The sequence below is a fragment of the Halapricum desulfuricans genome (assembly GCF_017094465.1).
In the GTDB taxonomy this organism is placed as follows: Archaea; Halobacteriota; Halobacteria; order Halobacteriales; family Haloarculaceae; genus Halapricum.
The window spans coordinates 270,132-284,231 of the sequence record NZ_CP064791.1 but is presented as its reverse complement, the minus strand read 5'-3'; the positions used below and the strand labels follow the sequence as shown (position 1 = coordinate 284,231).

Below are 14,100 nucleotides of genomic sequence, written 5' to 3'. Positions count from 1 at the left end.
ACAACTATGGAGGAGGAGGCCTGGCGATCGGTCGACGTGATCAAGAACAAGAAAGGCGAGCCCCACGTCCTCCAGCAGAAAGTAAAAGTCTACACGGCCGGAGTGACGAACGAGTCCTCGGGGTACACGAAGCCCATGCTGGAACACCGGCTCGTGCCGCTCGATCAGGTGACCAGGTGAGGTGGTAGGCAGTCGATCACTCGACGGTCACCGAGCCGCCGGAGCCACAGGTCGAGCCGCTTTCCTGGTCTTCGAGGATCGCCGTCCGGAACTCACACTCGTAGCCGCCGTGGTCCGGAATCGTGATCGTGGCGCCGACCTCCGGAACGCCGAACTCCAGACGCGGCTCGATCACGAGATCGGACTGTTCGCCGTTTGCGATGTGGCTACGGAACCAGTCGTCGACGTTGTCGTTCGTCATCGTCACCGTGTACTCGACAGTCCGGGTCTCGCCGGCCCGGAGCATCGCATCTCGATCGACACTCTCGGGCGTAAGTGCGTCTCCGCTCGCAGTGAACAGGGCTACGTCGTTGGCAGTGGCGTCAAACCGGAACCCGTCCGGCACCAGCGGTACCGGGACCGACCCGGGATTGTGTACCTCCATCGTGAGCGTCATATTCGAGGTCTCCTCGGTCACCGTAGCCCACTCCGCGTCCGTGTCACGGATCTCGTAGCCGGCGGTACCGGCTCCGGCCGTGTACTCCCCTTCCATCGTCGAGACGGCCGCCGAAAAGGCGTCGATAACGGGTCGCTGGTCTGCCAGTAACGTCCGTTCCTGCTCGGGGAACGATATCCGGCGCTGGCCGAAGACGTTGACTGTCGCCTCCCCCGTCGCGTGGAGCCTGATCGTCTCGTTGGCACGGACGTATTCGACCCACCACGGGACGATCCGATCGTTGTCCATCGTCGACGTGAGGGTGACCGTGCTCGTTCCCTTCGGGATCGATATCGACTCGCGCTGCCCCTCAACGAGTCTGACGTCGTTGAGCGCAACCCAGTACCGCGCGCTGAACCCATCGGAAACGGTCACACCGAGGGGATTCGGGTTCTCGACTGCCAGGGTCGTCTCGATTTCGGTCGTCTCTTCGGTGGTCGTTCCCCACTCGCCGGGATCCTCGACAGTGACGCTCGGGACCCCGATAGCCCCAGTCACGAGACCGAATGCCAGCAACACTGCGACGACGAGGAACACCCCACCGACGAGTTTGAGGAGTCGCTTCGCCAGTGAGAGTATCATATGATGTACTACACGGACGGGAGTATATGTCTGGTGGCCAGGCACTACGACAGCAGTCTTGCCACTCCCCGGCTAAAAGAAACGAAAATTATGTGCTCGCGTCCGCAGTCAGAGCCTATTCGTCGAGGCGTGTGACGTTGGTCGCGCGCGGGCCTTTGGGGGCCTCTTCGATGTCGAATTCCAGTTCTGTGCCTTCCTCAAGGTCCGGGCCGCCAACGTCTTCCATGTGGAAGAAAACGTCCTCGTCCGCGTCCTCAGTCTCGATGAAGCCGTAACCGCCAGTGTCGTTGAAGAAATCAACCGTTCCTTTCGCCATTGCATGTATATCGACACCATCGAGACGTATAAACGTTGCGAGGTTCGTCAGGACACTGGTTAGCTACGATACCCTCGACTGCTGGGGAAGTCGAACAGGGCCAAACCGCATGGCCCCGAAAAATCGATCGCTGCGCGCCGCGCGTTAGATGACGCGGTTCTGCAGGTAATCGAGGTGTTTGGCGTTGTAGACGATCTGGACCTCGTCGCTGCCGGGCGTGCCGACACAGGTCAGGCGGACACCCTTGTCTTCGACCTCTTCGTCCGAGAGGATCTGCTGCATGTCCATCTCGATTTCGCCATCGAGGACGATCGACGCACAATTCGCACAGGCACCGGCACGGCACGAGAACGGCCAGTCGTACCCTTGGGCTTCGGCGGCCTCGAGGATGTACTCGCCTTCGGCGACCTCGAGCTCGCCGTAGTCGTTCTCATCGAGACCGGCCTCATCGGCCTTCTCGAAGAGGTCGTCGTCGTACATGTCCCAGCCCTGGTCGTCCACTACTTCGTAGTTAAGGTACTCTACTGTAGGCATCACCAGAGGTGTACTGACGCCTAACGGTTAGACTTTGCTGTTCGAAATGGTCCATGATACCACAGAACATGCCACTAGATTCCTATGCGATCGGGGTGAATCGAAACATCAGGAAGGCCGCGATCGTCGCGATAGACGGGACGAGATTCTGCATAAGGACGACCCTCGCAGTCGTTTTCGGCTCGAACAGCTCGTCGGCAGCCGGGATGTCCTCGCTGCGCTCCTCGCCGATCGCTCGGGTCTCGGTGTTGGTCGGTGTGCCGATCTCCCCGCCGACGGTCGGCGCGTCCTCCGTGTCGGCGGTGAGCGCACCGACCGAGACGTCGGGGGCCGCTCCGTGCACGGTCTCCTCGATCGTCACAGTCCGGGTCGCCCGACCCCAGCCCAGGCCGACGATGCTCATCGTCGCGATGACGACGAAACTCGCGGGGATGCCGATCGCCGACAGCGCGGTGACGACGGTCGAACTCACGACGGCGACGACGATCGCCGCGAGCAGCGGCAGATCAGTCAGGTCGTTGCCGACAGTGTCCATCGTCCGGCGGGCGATCGTGAACGCGCCGAGGCCAATCGCCCCGCCGGCGAGCAGGATCCCCTCGGTCTCGCCGAGCGCCCCGTTGCCGACCAGCGGCGCGACGGCGTTGGCGACGTTCGACGCCCCCGCGGCGAAGGCCATGTAACAGCCGATCCCGACGACCAGGACCGTCCCGAAGACCTCCCGGGGCGTGGTCTCCTCGCCCAGTCGCGGCCGCGGAAGCGGGCCGGACCGATCGAGGACGAACAGCACGCCTTCCGACTGGGTGATCGCGAACCACTCCACGAGCGTCGGGTAGAGATACCGCCCGATCACGCCGCTGACCCAGAAGGCGACGACCGGCGCGACCAGCCACCAGGCGACGATCTGGCCCATCACGCGCCACTGCAGCGTGTGTTCGGCCAGCCCGAGCCCCGCGATCGCGCCGACGGCCGTCATCGACGTCGACGCGGGCACGCCCGCGACGTTCGACAGAAAGAGCGCAAAGCCGACGAAAAATAGCACGACGATGCTCACGACCATCGTGAACTCTGTCACGACGATGTCCGATCCAAGGGTGTCGACGACTTCCCGGCCGACGGTCAGCCCGCCGGCGAGCGCGAACACCGTCATCAGTGCCGCCGCGCCGAGCTTGGAAATCGTCCCCGCCCCGACCGCCGGTCCGAACGCTACGCCCGTCGAGGACCCGCCGATGTTGAAGCCGACAAAGGCGGCGACGAGGATTCCGACTGCGAACAGTACCCCGTCCATCGTATACGATGACAGGGCAACCGGCGGCTAAACTGTGACGCCTCGGGCTGAGAAGTGCTAGTCGGCGCGGTGAGCAACTGCAAGTGAACTGACCTGACGTATCAGATTCACAGACAGGGCAGTTAATACCGCGCCATACATAAGGATTAATCGTAATGGATAGAGTAAAGCTCAGTGAAAGCCAGTCGGTCCTCAGCGAGCTAGAGTATCCGGTTGATCGGGCTACCGCGGCGGACGAGTTCGCCGAAATCACCTTGCAGTTGGCTGACGGAGAGAGAAACCTAGGCAAATTGATCTCACAGACGACCACTGAGACGTTCGACACCCCCCGTGACCTCGAAACCGAACTCCACAACGTCCTGCCGCGGGAGGCGGTCGGGGAACCTTTCCAATCCGAAGGCGAGGGATGACAATCTAGTTGAGCGCGAGTTTGCTGCCCGCGGCAAAAGTACGCCAGGACTGGGATTTGAACTCGCGAAGACGGTCCTGCTCGGCCGCTGGCCTGCGCGGGCTGCGACTTCTCTGCTCAAATCCCAGTCTATTCCGTATTTGCCGCTCGCGGTATTGCTCGCGGCAAAAGTACGCCAGGACTGGGATTTGAACCCAGAATCCCGAAAGGGAACACGCTTTCCAGGCGTGCGCCTTACCGTTCGGCCATCCTGGCTCGCATTGCTATATCTGCAATCGGTCGGTTAAGGACTTTCGTTCTGAGTCGGGCGACCGAGACGGTGCTGGCTGACCACCACCCCAGCGTACGCGAGTCGTTCCCAACCCCCTGTTTTCGGATCGAAGCCGACTCACGTACTGCGATTCCAGCATATTTCGTTCACTTTCACTCCGGGGCTGGATACGGAGAAGGGGCCAGAGCGCCCTCGACACGAAACGAGGGCTGAAAAGGAAACCAGCGATACCGGCGCTACTCGGCCATAAGACCGCCTTCCTCGACGCGCATGACTGCCTCACCATCCGGCAAGTTCGGCGCGTCGACGAGTTTGACGATCCGCTTGTTGCCCTTGGACTTGCGGAGGTACATCCGGAACGTCGAGGTGTGGCCGAGGATGTTGCCACCGATCGGCTGGGTCGGATCGCCGAAGAACGAATCGGGATTGGAAGCGACCTGGTTGGTGACGACAACGGCGGTATTGTTCAGGTCGCCGACCCGCATCAGGTCGTGGAGGTGCTTGTTCAGCTTCTGCTGGCGCTCGGCGAGTTCGCCACGACCGACGTACTCCGCGCGGAAGTGGGCGGTCAGCGAGTCGACCGTCAGCAAGCGGACCGGGAACTCGTCGTCCTGGGACTCGCTGGCGATCTCCTGGGCCTTCTCGGCCAGGAGAATCTGGTGGTTGGAGTTGAACGCCTTCGCGACGTGGATCTTGTCGAGCATCGACTCGACGAGTTCCTCAACGAGTGCCTCGTCACCGGCGTCTGCGTCACCTTCCTCCTCGACGATCCCGTGCAGGACCATCGTCGCCTCGATGGCCTCGTCGTCCAGCCCGTTGACCATCTGATCGATCCGCTCGGGACGGAACGTGTCCTCGCTGTCGATGAAGATCGCACTTCCCTCCAGCCCGCCGTACTCGCTGGGGAGCTGGACGGTGACGGACAGCTGATGGGTGACCTGGGACTTGCCGGCCCCGAACTCGCCGTAGACTTCGGTGATCGACTGGGTCTCGACGCCGCCGCCGAGCAACTCGTCGATCTCCTCGACGCCCCAGGAGAGCTTCCCGATCTGTTCGCGCCGTTCGAGAACGGTCGAGCCGGACTCGAACCCGCCGATATCGGCGGCCTCGCGGGCGGCCTGAATGATGTCCGCCGCCGACGATTCGCCGACATCGGCCGTGTTCGATAACTCGCCCGGCGAGGCGACTGCGATCCCCTGATAGGACTCGTATCCGTTATCGCGCAACTTCTCGGCTGTCGCCGGGCCGACACCCGGAAGGTCTTCAAGGTCTTCGGTTGCTGCCATACCCCTCGCTTGTATCGGATGGGTCATAAACCCTCGTTAACAGTATAGTGAAAGTGAAAGCGCAGGACAGCGCTGCTACGGATCGGCAGTACATCGCGGGGTTTAGATGCGAAAAGGTTCCGAGAGCGTCGTCACTCCCAGGGGTGGCCGTCGTCCTCGGGCCAGAGCGGATACCAGTAGGCCTCGTCGTCCTCGAGGTCGAGTTCGCCGTCGAGGACACTCCGGAGTTTGAACTCCGGGCCCGAATCGCGCTCGCGTTTGCCGGGCAACGGCGCGAACGGGTAGTAGGCCCCGCGTCGGAACGAGTACACCCAGTAGACCGATCGATCCTCGGCGGGGTGATCGAAGGCGAACAGCGCCGCGAGCAGCCGCGAGCCGTAGCCCTGTTCGATGAGTTCGTCGGCGGCGAAGTGCACGCTCGTCACCAGGTCCTCGAAGGTGTCGTCTTCGAGGACGATCCAGTGATAGCCGTGGCTATCCTCGACGAACTCCGCGGTCGTCCCGGTCTCGGCCTCGCCGGCTTCCAGAATCGCTTCGACGTTGCCGAGGGCGTCCGTGAAATCCGTGCTATCGACGGCGGCGAAACACAGCGCGGCGTTGCCGGTCGGCGCGTACCCCAGATCCGCTTCCATCGTCACGTAGGCGGTACTCATCCCCCAGAGGTCGTCGGGATCGGCGTCCCGGGTCGCGTCGGCCTCGGCCTTGAGTCCGAGCGCCTGCTTGAGCCCATCGAGCAGTCCCATATCGGAGGGTTCGGACGGGCGCTATTTACACCCGGTGAACTTGGGGGAGAATCGACCCAGTCACGCGGTCTCGATTTCCCGTTCCATCTCGCGCAGGCGTTCGACCCGCTTTTCCGTCGCGGGATGGGTCTTGAACACCCGGCCGACAAAGCCCTTGCTGATTGGGATGACGAAGAACGCGTTCATCTCGGCCTGATCGCGGAGGTCCTCCTCGGGAACCCGGTCCATCCGGCCGGAGATCTTCAGCAGCGCACTCGCGAGCGCCGAGGGTTGGCCGGTGATGATCGCGCCACCGCGGTCGGCCGCGTACTCCCGATAGCGGCTGAGTGCCCGAATGAGCAGGAACGAAACGATCCAGACGACCAGCGACACCACGATTGCGACCCAGATCGGCGCCTGGTTGCCGCCGCGACCCTGGCCGCGACCGCCCGAGAACAACCAGCCCCAGCGGACGATCATAAACGCGATCGTCGAGAGGAACGACGCGATCGTCATCACCATCACGTCGCGGTTCTTGACGTGGGCCAGTTCGTGGGCGAGAACGCCTTCGAGTTCGTCCTGATCGAGCGTCCCCATGATCCCCGTCGTCACGGCGACGGTCGCACTCGACTGAGAGCGTCCCGTCGCGAAGGCGTTCGGGATCTGCGTGTCGGCGACCGCGACGTCCGGTTTCGGCACGTCGGCCTGCTGTGCGAGTCGGCCGACAGTCGCGTGAAGTTCGGGGTACTCCTCCTCGGAGACGGTTCGCGCGCCCATGCTCCTGAGCGCGAGTTTGTCACTGAAAAAGAACTGCCCGAGGCTAAACAGCCCCAGGAACAGCACCATACCGAGGAGACTGATCCCGGAGACCGCCAGCACAGCGATGAAGCCGACGTACAGGAGCCCGAGCAGGACCATCGTCAGGCCCATCCGGCCGCGGAGTCCCCAGTCAGGTTGCCATTGCATCGATACCTTGCGGTAGGTGTCTGAGACTCATATACTTCCCTTTGTCGGCGTGAGAACAGACAGACGTTATTCCTGAATGTGACCCTCTTCGCGCAACTGATCGGCTTCCTGCTTGTCGTACCGCCAGGCGATGTCGGCCTTTTCGTCTTGCCAGTCCCAGGGCTCGACGAGCACGACGTCGTCTTCACGGATCCAGATGCGTTTCTGCATCTTCCCCGGAATGCGCGCCGTGCGTTCTTTGCCGTCCATGCACCGTACCTTCACGCGGTTGGCCCCCAGCATGTTCGTGACGACGGCGAACACCTCGTCGTCGTCGGGCATGCGGAGGTCGTTTCGCCCGCTGTCGTCGCCCATATAGGATGGTTCAACGGCACAGGATTTCAGACTGACGGTTGCAGGCGAATCGAGGAGACACACGAGGGGGCCAGGACAGACTGGCAGGACGCGGGCGATACATCCAAGGGCAAGAGGTGAGAAGCCACGTACACGATGGCGATCGAGCTGCCCGAGGAAGCCGAAGCCTGGGTCGAGTCGTTCCGGGACCGTCTCAACGACAACGATGCCTACGCGGCGGCTGCCGACGGCTGGGGCGTCGGCTTCGACGGCGATTTCGTCCTCGAGATCGGGCCGGACGACACCTACGACGGCGAGCCGCTGTATCTCTATCTCGAACTCCGGGACGGCGAGTGCCTGCAGACCGCTGTGCTGGACGATCCCGACGAAGTCGCTCACGGGTACACCCTCAAAGGGTCCTACAGCGACTGGAAGCGGATCATCCGGGGCGAGGCCGATATCGTCTCGAGTGTCATGGACGGGACGCTCAAAGTCGACGGATCAAAAATGCAAGCGATGCGATACCAGAACGCGCTCGTGGAAATGGGCGAAACAGCGGCCCGGGTCGAAACCGACTTCCGATATTGACCGGGTCGCTACCCGCTCGACTCCGGCACCGTTTTACCGCATCCGAGCGCCCAGTGAGATATGCTTGAGAAACTCGGAATCGTCGGCGTTGCTGGTGCTCTCGTCACAGTAGGCGGACTCGGAGTCATCGCCTACGAATCGCCAGTGATCGCTGCCGGCCTGCTGCTCGTATTGCTCGGTCTCGGCCTCGGCGTGTTCGCAATCGTCAAGAACACGCTCTCCTCGCTGGGTATGGGCGCGATGGTCTAACTCAATACGAACAGAAGCAGGGCTCGAAGGCGAAAGCGAAAACGGAAACGTACTGCGATCGGTTCGTTTTGCGAGCGTCAACGGACGACGGGTTCAGCCTTCGGCCGAACTTACATCGCGCCGCCCATACCGCCCATGCCGCCCATGCCACCCATGCCGCCGCCCATACCGCCGGGGCCGCCGGCACCGGGTCCGCCTTCGTCTTCGTCGTCGTCACCGGCGCCGCCCTTGAGGTCGCCTGCGGCGATCACGTCGTCGATGCGCAGGATCATCACGGCGGCCTCAGTCGCACTCTCGACGGCCTGCGTCTTCACGCGCAGCGGCTCGACGACGCCGTTGTCTTCCATGTCGATGATGTCGCCGGTGTAGGCGTCCAGCCCGACGGTCGTGTCGCCGCCGTCGTGCTGGCTGCGGAGATCGACCAGCGAGTCGATCGGATCGAGGCCAGCGTTTTCCGCGAGGGTGCGCGGGATGACGTCGATGGCGTCAGCGAAGGCCTCGACGGCCAGCTGTTCGCGGCCACCGACGGAGTCGGCGTAGTCACGCAGACCGAGCGCGAGCTCGGCCTCGGGCGCGCCGCCACCGGGGACGACCTTGCCGTCCTCCAGCGTGACGGCGACGACGCCGAGCGCGTCCTCGACGGCGCGCTCGACTTCGTCGACGACGTGCTCGGTGCCGCCGCGCAGGACCAGCGTGACGGCCTTGGCGTCCTCGACGTCCTCGACGAAGATGCGCTCGTCGCCGGCGATCTCCTTCTGGGAGACTGAGCCCGCGAAGCCGAGATCGTCGGCGGTGATGTCGTCGATGTTCGAGACGATCCGGGCACCGGTCGAGCGCGAGAGCGCCTTGATGTCGGACTTCTTGGCGCGGCGAACGGCCAGGATGCCCTCCTGGGCGAGGTAATGCTGGGCCATGTCGTCGATGCCCTTCTGACAGAAGACGACGTCGGCACCGGCGTCGGCGAGCTTGTCGACCATCTCCTGGAGCTGCTGTTCCTCCTGGTCGAGGAACTCCTGCAGCTGGTCCGGGTCCGAGACGTTGACCTCGGTGTCGAGTTCGGTCTCTTTGACCTCGATCGCGGTGTCGAGCAGCGCCACGTTGGCGTCCTCGACGCTGTAGGGCATGTTCTCGTGGACGCGCTCCTTGTCCACGATGACGCCCTCGACGAGTTCGGACTCCTCGATGGAGCCGCCGACGACCGTCTCGACATCGACGTTGTCCGTGTCGATGCCTTCCTCGTCAGCCACGGACTGAACCGCGTTGACGAGCAGTTCCGCGAGGGTATCCTTGGCGGATTCGGCACCCTTGCCGGTCATCGCGGTTTCGGCGATGGATTCGAGGATGTCGGTGTCGTCGGCGTCGACTTCGATGGCCATGTCCTCGAGAATCTCCTTGGCCTTCTCGGACGCCTGGCGATACCCCTGTGCGAGGACGGTCGCGTGGATGTCCTGATCGAGCAGGTCCTCGGCCTTCGTCAGCAGTTCACCGCCGATGACGACGGAGGTGGTCGTGCCGTCGCCCACTTCGTCTTCCTGGGTCTGGGCGACCTCGACCATCATGTTCGCGGCGGGGTGCTCGATGTCCATCTCATCAAGGATGGTGACGCCGTCGTTGGTGACGACGACATCGCCCGTGTCCGAGACGAGCATCTTGTCCATCCCTTTCGGGCCGAGTGTGGTCCGAACGGATTCCGCGACGGCCTTCCCGGCCGTGATGTTCATCGACTGTGCGTCCTTCCCGGATGTCCGCTGGGACTCCTCCGAGAGTACGATGAGGGGCTGGTTACCCATCTGCTGAGCCATAGTCAAGCTTGGATTGAATGTGATTCTATATAAAGCTTTCTTTGGGAGATGGAGATCAACACTCCCGGGCCCGGGATCGAAGGTATGTGAATAGCTACCGAGCTAGTCTATAAACCGAGTCGGATATCAGAGGACGCCCTGCTGTTCGAGGACGGTCCGGAGTTCGGACATCGAGGAGACGACGACATCGCAGGCGTCCTCGACGGCCGGCTTCGGATCGAACCCGATCGCGAGACCGGCGACTTCGAGCATCGGCAAGTCGTTGGCACCGTCGCCGACCGCGACCGTGTCCGAAGCGTCAAGTCCCAGATCGGCCGCGGTGGATTCCATAGCAGTGTCTTTCGTGCCCTCGATCAGGGGACCTTCGACCTCACCAGTGAGAGTCCCGCTATCGACCGGCAGCCGATTGGCGACGATGGTGTCGACGTCGACGCCGGCGGACGCAAGGGCCGCCTGGACGCCCCGTTCGAACCCACCCGTGAGGACGGCGGTGTGGACGCCGGCGCTGTTGAGCGCGTCGATGACTTCGGGAGCGCCCTCGCGGAGCCGGACCTGCTGGAAGGCCGCCTGTGCGTCTTCGTCAGCAAGCCCCTCCAGGAGCGCACAACGCTGGCGGAGGCTCTCGGCGTACTCGATCTCGTCGTTCATCGCGCGTTCGGTGATCTCGTCGATCTCCCCGGCGACGCCGCACTGTTCGCCCAGCAGAACGACCATCTCCGAGTCCGAGAGCGTGCCGTCGAAATCAAAGGCTACGAGCATACTCGCGCTTCGACGCCGGGGTTGACAAAGTCCCCGGTTCAGACTTGTGACTGTATCAGTTCGGGGTGACGCGCCAACACGGGATGACGAATATTGTCGCAAATACACAGCCACCAGCATCGCGCCTGCCGGGATGGCCATACACAAGATGAGGGAGAGGGAACAAACACCCGGATGGTGAACGTATCGGTGCGGACAGCGCGGCCGGGCGACGCCGAGGCGATTCTGGCGGTAAAACAGGCCGCGATTGCCGAACTGTCCGCGAGCGCGTACACACGACAACAGATCGAGGCCTGGACACCGGACGACGACGCACTCACCGAATATCGGAACGCGACGGAGACCGATGGGTTTCAGATCCTCGTGGCCTGCGATGACGAGCAGGTGGTGGGCTATGGGGTGCTCAACGCCGAATCGGATCGGATCGAAGCGCTCTTTGTCCATCCACACCGGGCACGGTCCGGTATCGGCACGCGATTGCTCGGACAGCTCGAATCGAGCGCGCTACTGATCGGTTGCCGGGCGCTGACAGTCGTGTCGTCACGGAACGCAACGGAATTTTACGAATTGCATGGATACACGCGTGTTGAAACACGATCGCGTGAAATAGATGGGATAGAGCTTGAGTTCATCGTACTATCGAAGCAGCTTACCAGTTGATTGTCGCCCTGATTCGGTACCTCAGAGTTCGCCTATTATCAGAGTCGATAATTTGCCCCCAAGATTTTTTACTTAGGCTCCCCCAGAAGGTTGTAGTGGCACCGCCCCACCGGTGCCATGATCCTTTCCCCCCACCCACCCCCCCCCCCCACCTACTTTCGAAGACCAAACCCGGCAGTCCCATCTGTCGAGTTTCGCTTTTCGACTCGCGAATTGAGGTGAGCGGTCGTACGTGGACGTACAGTCTGTTGTCCGGGATATCTCAAGGACCTGGGCCGGGAAAATCGAATTACAGATATCAATATTAGGTGCTATTGGTCGGGTTGCTCTCGACTGACCAGCGTCGAATCCACTCACGACTGCATTGTCTATGTCATGTATTGACGAACCAATAAGCATATATACCGTCGTGGTATACCATAGCATGCATGGCCTCAGCACCGAGCGACGACATGTTCGATGAGTTCCTGTCGCAGCGTGGCCACGACATGGAAGCTTCCAGTTGGGAAGACAGCTACAACAAAAAGCAGTGCCCCGAATGTGGTGGGCTCCACGATTCCGGCGCCGTAGAGTGTACAATCTGTGGCTGGTCGCCAGCTCGGTGACGCGCACACCCTACTACTCCCGATCGCTGACTGCTATCCAGCGACAGCCGTCGAATTGACGGGCCGTCCCAGCCCGACCATGGCCTATATAAATCGTGGCCAATCGTCGATCAGTGCCCCGACACCCATGTCATCAAATGACACACAAATGCCGCAAATAGCCGTGTAATCGGCGCTATTCTCCGAGTGTTCCTGGCACTGGGGAATCCACGATAACAATCGCGAACCCACACATTTATATAGAATCACATTCAATCCTCGACCGAATATGAGTCAGCGAATGCAGGGCCAGCCCATGGTGATTCTGGGCGAGGATTCCCAGCGAATGCAGGACAAAGACGCACAGAGTCACAACATTTCCGCAGCTCGGGCTGTCGCGGAGTCAGTACGTTCGACGCTCGGTCCGAAGGGGATGGACAAGATGCTCGTCTCCTCGATGGGAGACGTGACGGTCACCAACGATGGCGTGACCATCCTCCGGGAGATGGACATCGACAATCCGACCGCGGAGATGATCGTCGAGGTCGCCGAGACACAGGAAGACGAGGCCGGCGACGGGACGACCTCTGCGGTGTCGATCTCGGGTGAGCTACTGAAAAACGCCGAAGAGTTGCTCGAACAGGACATCCACCCCTCGACGATCATCAAGGGCTTCGACATGGCCGCCAAGGAAGCCCGCAGCCAGATCGACGACGTCGCTGAGGAAGTCAGCGTCGAGGATACGGAGATTCTCAAGCAGGTCGCCGAGACGGCGATGACCGGGAAAGGTGCCGAACAGAACAAGGACCTGCTGGGTCAGCTGATCGTCGACGCCGTCGAGAACGTTACCGTCGAGGCCGAGGACGGTTCCTCGGTCGTCGATCTGGAGTTCCTCAACATCACGACCGAGGCCAGCGGTACCGCGGCCGATTCGGAGCTCGTCGAGGGCGTCCTCCTCAAGGAGGACCCCGCCCACGAGGACATGCCGACTGACTTCGAGAACGCCGACATCCTGCTGATGGACACGGCCCTGGAGATCGAGGAAACCAACGCGGACGCCCAGCTGAGTGTCGACGATCCCGCCCAGCTCCAGCAGTTCGTCGAGCAGGAGGAACAGCAGCTCAAGGAGATGGTCGAGGACATCAAGGCGACCGGCGCCGACGTCGTCTTCTGTCAGAAGAACATCGACGACATGGTCCAGCACCTGCTGGCCAAGGAGGGCATTCTGGCCGTCAAGCGAGCCAAGAAATCCGACATCGAGTTCATGCGTGAGACCGTCGGTGCGCGGATCGTCTCCGATCTCGACAGCGCCACCGCCGAGGACCTCGGCACCGGTAACGTGACCTACGAGGCCGACAACGAGTGGTTCGTCGTCGAGGGCGAGAACTCCCACGGCGTGACGCTGCTGCTGCGCGGGTCGACCGACCACGTCGTCGACGAGCTCGAACGCGGCGTCAACGACGCCCTGGACGTGGTCTCCGCGGCTGTCGCGGACGGACTCGTCCTGGCCGGCGGCGGTGCCGTCGAGGTCGAACTCGCTCGCCGATTGCGCGATTACGCCGACGGTGTCAGCGGTCGCGAGCAGTTGGCCGTCGAGGCCTTCGCGGACTCCCTGGAACTGATCCCGCGCGTCCTCGCGGAGAACGCCGGCCTCGATTCCATCGACACACTCGTCGAGGTCCGCGCCGCTCACGAGGACGGCGAGGAGAACGCCGGGCTGAACGTCTTCACCGGCGACATCGAGGACACCTACGAGGCGGGCGTCGTCGAGACGGCCCACGCCAAGTCCCAGGCGCTGTCCTCGGCTGCCGAAGCCGCCAACCTCGTGCTGAAGATCGACGACATCATCGCTGCCGGTGATCTTTCGACGTCCGGCGGCGACGAGGAAGGCGGACCCGGTGCCGGCGGCATGGGTGGCATGGGCGGTATGGGCGGCGGCATGGGCGGCATGATGTAGGAGCCGCCACTGTTTCGCCGTCAGGTCTCGCACACGAGTCTGTCGGCTCGTGGTGACCTATTCTTGCGCGAATCCGTTACGGGAAGAGGATAGTCTCCCGGCGGTCGGTTACGGACTCGTTCCGGGCGCATCGGCCGCCTGT

The 14,100-nt window shown here is 62.4% G+C and carries 17 protein-coding genes and 1 tRNA gene; 7 read left to right on the top strand and 11 right to left on the bottom strand.

What is annotated here, in order from left to right; translation table 11 throughout:
* Positions 1–6: 6 nt before the first annotated feature.
* Positions 7–180 (top strand): hypothetical protein, encoded by a 174-nt coding sequence (locus HSEST_RS01425; RefSeq protein ID WP_229121786.1) that lies wholly within the window; start codon positions 7–9, stop codon positions 178–180.
* 16 nt (positions 181–196) lie between these two features.
* Here the strand turns inward: HSEST_RS01425 and HSEST_RS01420 are convergent, their stop codons facing one another.
* The 4 genes from HSEST_RS01420 to HSEST_RS01405 form a co-directional block, all read right to left on the bottom strand.
* Positions 197–1,237 carry an LEA type 2 family protein gene (locus HSEST_RS01420; protein WP_229121785.1) on the bottom strand — a complete coding sequence of 347 codons (1,041 nt, stop codon included), beginning with the start codon at positions 1,235–1,237 and terminating at the stop codon, positions 197–199.
* A gap of 115 nt (positions 1,238–1,352) precedes the next feature.
* Positions 1,353–1,553: a cold-shock protein gene (locus HSEST_RS01415; protein ID WP_229121784.1), complete on the bottom strand. Its 201-nt coding sequence runs from the start codon at positions 1,551–1,553 to the stop codon at positions 1,353–1,355.
* A gap of 144 nt (positions 1,554–1,697) precedes the next feature.
* Positions 1,698–2,087 carry a ferredoxin Fer gene (gene fer / locus HSEST_RS01410; protein WP_229121783.1) on the bottom strand — a complete coding sequence of 130 codons (390 nt, stop codon included), beginning with the start codon at positions 2,085–2,087 and terminating at the stop codon, positions 1,698–1,700.
* Between the two features lie 82 nt (positions 2,088–2,169).
* Positions 2,170–3,372 (bottom strand): inorganic phosphate transporter, encoded by a 1,203-nt coding sequence (locus HSEST_RS01405; protein ID WP_229121782.1) that lies wholly within the window; start codon positions 3,370–3,372, stop codon positions 2,170–2,172.
* Positions 3,373–3,527: 155 nt separating this feature from the next.
* Here HSEST_RS01405 and HSEST_RS01400 point away from each other — a divergent pair, with 155 nt between their 5' ends.
* The gene (locus HSEST_RS01400; protein WP_229121781.1) at positions 3,528–3,782 is read left to right on the top strand and encodes a DUF5789 family protein; all 255 of its coding nucleotides are present in this window, start codon (positions 3,528–3,530) and stop codon (positions 3,780–3,782) included.
* Between the two features lie 172 nt (positions 3,783–3,954).
* Here HSEST_RS01400 and HSEST_RS01395 read toward each other — a convergent pair.
* The 5 genes from HSEST_RS01395 to eif1A form a co-directional block, all read right to left on the bottom strand.
* A tRNA-Ser gene (locus tag HSEST_RS01395) sits at positions 3,955–4,036 on the bottom strand.
* Between the two features lie 252 nt (positions 4,037–4,288).
* A complete protein-coding gene (gene radA / locus HSEST_RS01390) occupies positions 4,289–5,338 on the bottom strand; it encodes a DNA repair and recombination protein RadA (RefSeq protein WP_229121780.1) in 1,050 nt (349 codons plus the stop codon).
* Positions 5,339–5,469: 131 nt separating this feature from the next.
* Complete coding sequence (pspAB, locus tag HSEST_RS01385) at positions 5,470–6,081, bottom strand: PspA-associated protein PspAB (protein WP_229121779.1); 612 nt, start codon at positions 6,079–6,081, stop codon at positions 5,470–5,472.
* Positions 6,082–6,141: 60 nt separating this feature from the next.
* The gene (gene htpX / locus HSEST_RS01380; RefSeq protein WP_229121778.1) at positions 6,142–7,026 is read right to left on the bottom strand and encodes a zinc metalloprotease HtpX; all 885 of its coding nucleotides are present in this window, start codon (positions 7,024–7,026) and stop codon (positions 6,142–6,144) included.
* Positions 7,027–7,092: 66 nt separating this feature from the next.
* A complete protein-coding gene (gene eif1A, locus HSEST_RS01375; protein ID WP_229121777.1) occupies positions 7,093–7,380 on the bottom strand; it encodes a translation initiation factor eIF-1A in 288 nt (95 codons plus the stop codon).
* Between the two features lie 135 nt (positions 7,381–7,515).
* Between eif1A and HSEST_RS01370 the strand changes: the two genes are divergently transcribed.
* Together HSEST_RS01370 and HSEST_RS01365 are read left to right on the top strand one after the other, a co-directional pair.
* Entirely contained in the window at positions 7,516–7,947 is a 432-nt protein-coding gene (locus HSEST_RS01370) for an SCP2 sterol-binding domain-containing protein (protein WP_229121776.1), read from the top strand.
* 60 nt (positions 7,948–8,007) lie between these two features.
* Positions 8,008–8,196, top strand: coding sequence for a DUF7470 family protein (locus HSEST_RS01365; protein WP_229121775.1), 189 nt, complete (start codon positions 8,008–8,010; stop codon positions 8,194–8,196).
* A gap of 110 nt (positions 8,197–8,306) precedes the next feature.
* Here the strand turns inward: HSEST_RS01365 and thsA are convergent, their stop codons facing one another.
* A complete protein-coding gene (gene thsA, locus HSEST_RS01360) occupies positions 8,307–9,986 on the bottom strand; it encodes a thermosome subunit alpha (RefSeq protein ID WP_229121774.1) in 1,680 nt (559 codons plus the stop codon).
* Positions 9,987–10,124: 138 nt separating this feature from the next.
* Complete coding sequence (gene serB, locus HSEST_RS01355; RefSeq protein WP_229121773.1) at positions 10,125–10,757, bottom strand: phosphoserine phosphatase SerB; 633 nt, start codon at positions 10,755–10,757, stop codon at positions 10,125–10,127.
* Between the two features lie 189 nt (positions 10,758–10,946).
* Between serB and HSEST_RS01350 the strand changes: the two genes are divergently transcribed.
* The 3 genes from HSEST_RS01350 to thsB all read left to right on the top strand — a co-directional run bounded on the left by HSEST_RS01350 (position 10,947) and on the right by thsB (position 13,958).
* Entirely contained in the window at positions 10,947–11,417 is a 471-nt protein-coding gene (locus HSEST_RS01350; protein WP_229121772.1) for a GNAT family N-acetyltransferase, read from the top strand.
* Positions 11,418–11,845: 428 nt separating this feature from the next.
* Entirely contained in the window at positions 11,846–12,022 is a 177-nt protein-coding gene (locus HSEST_RS14575) for an HVO_0416 family zinc finger protein (protein WP_324254840.1), read from the top strand.
* 280 nt (positions 12,023–12,302) lie between these two features.
* Complete coding sequence (gene thsB / locus HSEST_RS01345; protein WP_229122960.1) at positions 12,303–13,958, top strand: thermosome subunit beta; 1,656 nt, start codon at positions 12,303–12,305, stop codon at positions 13,956–13,958.
* Positions 13,959–14,100: the final 142 nt, after the last annotated feature.

Excerpts from the sequence above, each read along its gene's own strand:
- radA (WP_229121780.1), bottom strand. The coding sequence starts at position 5,338 with ATGGCAGCAACCGAAGACCTTGAAGACCTTCCGGGTGTCGGCCCGGCG.
- htpX (WP_229121778.1), bottom strand. The coding sequence starts at position 7,026 with ATGCAATGGCAACCTGACTGGGGACTCCGCGGCCGGATGGGCCTGACG.
- HSEST_RS01420 (WP_229121785.1), bottom strand. The coding sequence starts at position 1,237 with ATGATACTCTCACTGGCGAAGCGACTCCTCAAACTCGTCGGTGGGGTG.
- HSEST_RS14575 (WP_324254840.1), top strand. The coding sequence starts at position 11,846 with ATGGCCTCAGCACCGAGCGACGACATGTTCGATGAGTTCCTGTCGCAG.
- HSEST_RS01415 (WP_229121784.1), bottom strand. The coding sequence starts at position 1,553 with ATGGCGAAAGGAACGGTTGATTTCTTCAACGACACTGGCGGTTACGGC.
- fer (WP_229121783.1), bottom strand. The coding sequence starts at position 2,087 with ATGCCTACAGTAGAGTACCTTAACTACGAAGTAGTGGACGACCAGGGC.
- eif1A (WP_229121777.1), bottom strand. The coding sequence starts at position 7,380 with ATGGGCGACGACAGCGGGCGAAACGACCTCCGCATGCCCGACGACGAC.
- pspAB (WP_229121779.1), bottom strand. The coding sequence starts at position 6,081 with ATGGGACTGCTCGATGGGCTCAAGCAGGCGCTCGGACTCAAGGCCGAG.
- HSEST_RS01405 (WP_229121782.1), bottom strand. The coding sequence starts at position 3,372 with ATGGACGGGGTACTGTTCGCAGTCGGAATCCTCGTCGCCGCCTTTGTC.
- HSEST_RS01365 (WP_229121775.1), top strand. The coding sequence starts at position 8,008 with ATGCTTGAGAAACTCGGAATCGTCGGCGTTGCTGGTGCTCTCGTCACA.
- serB (WP_229121773.1), bottom strand. The coding sequence starts at position 10,757 with ATGCTCGTAGCCTTTGATTTCGACGGCACGCTCTCGGACTCGGAGATG.
- thsA (WP_229121774.1), bottom strand. The coding sequence starts at position 9,986 with ATGGGTAACCAGCCCCTCATCGTACTCTCGGAGGAGTCCCAGCGGACA.
- thsB (WP_229122960.1), top strand. The coding sequence starts at position 12,303 with ATGCAGGGCCAGCCCATGGTGATTCTGGGCGAGGATTCCCAGCGAATG.
- HSEST_RS01425 (WP_229121786.1), top strand. The coding sequence starts at position 7 with ATGGAGGAGGAGGCCTGGCGATCGGTCGACGTGATCAAGAACAAGAAA.
- HSEST_RS01400 (WP_229121781.1), top strand. The coding sequence starts at position 3,528 with ATGGATAGAGTAAAGCTCAGTGAAAGCCAGTCGGTCCTCAGCGAGCTA.
- HSEST_RS01370 (WP_229121776.1), top strand. The coding sequence starts at position 7,516 with ATGGCGATCGAGCTGCCCGAGGAAGCCGAAGCCTGGGTCGAGTCGTTC.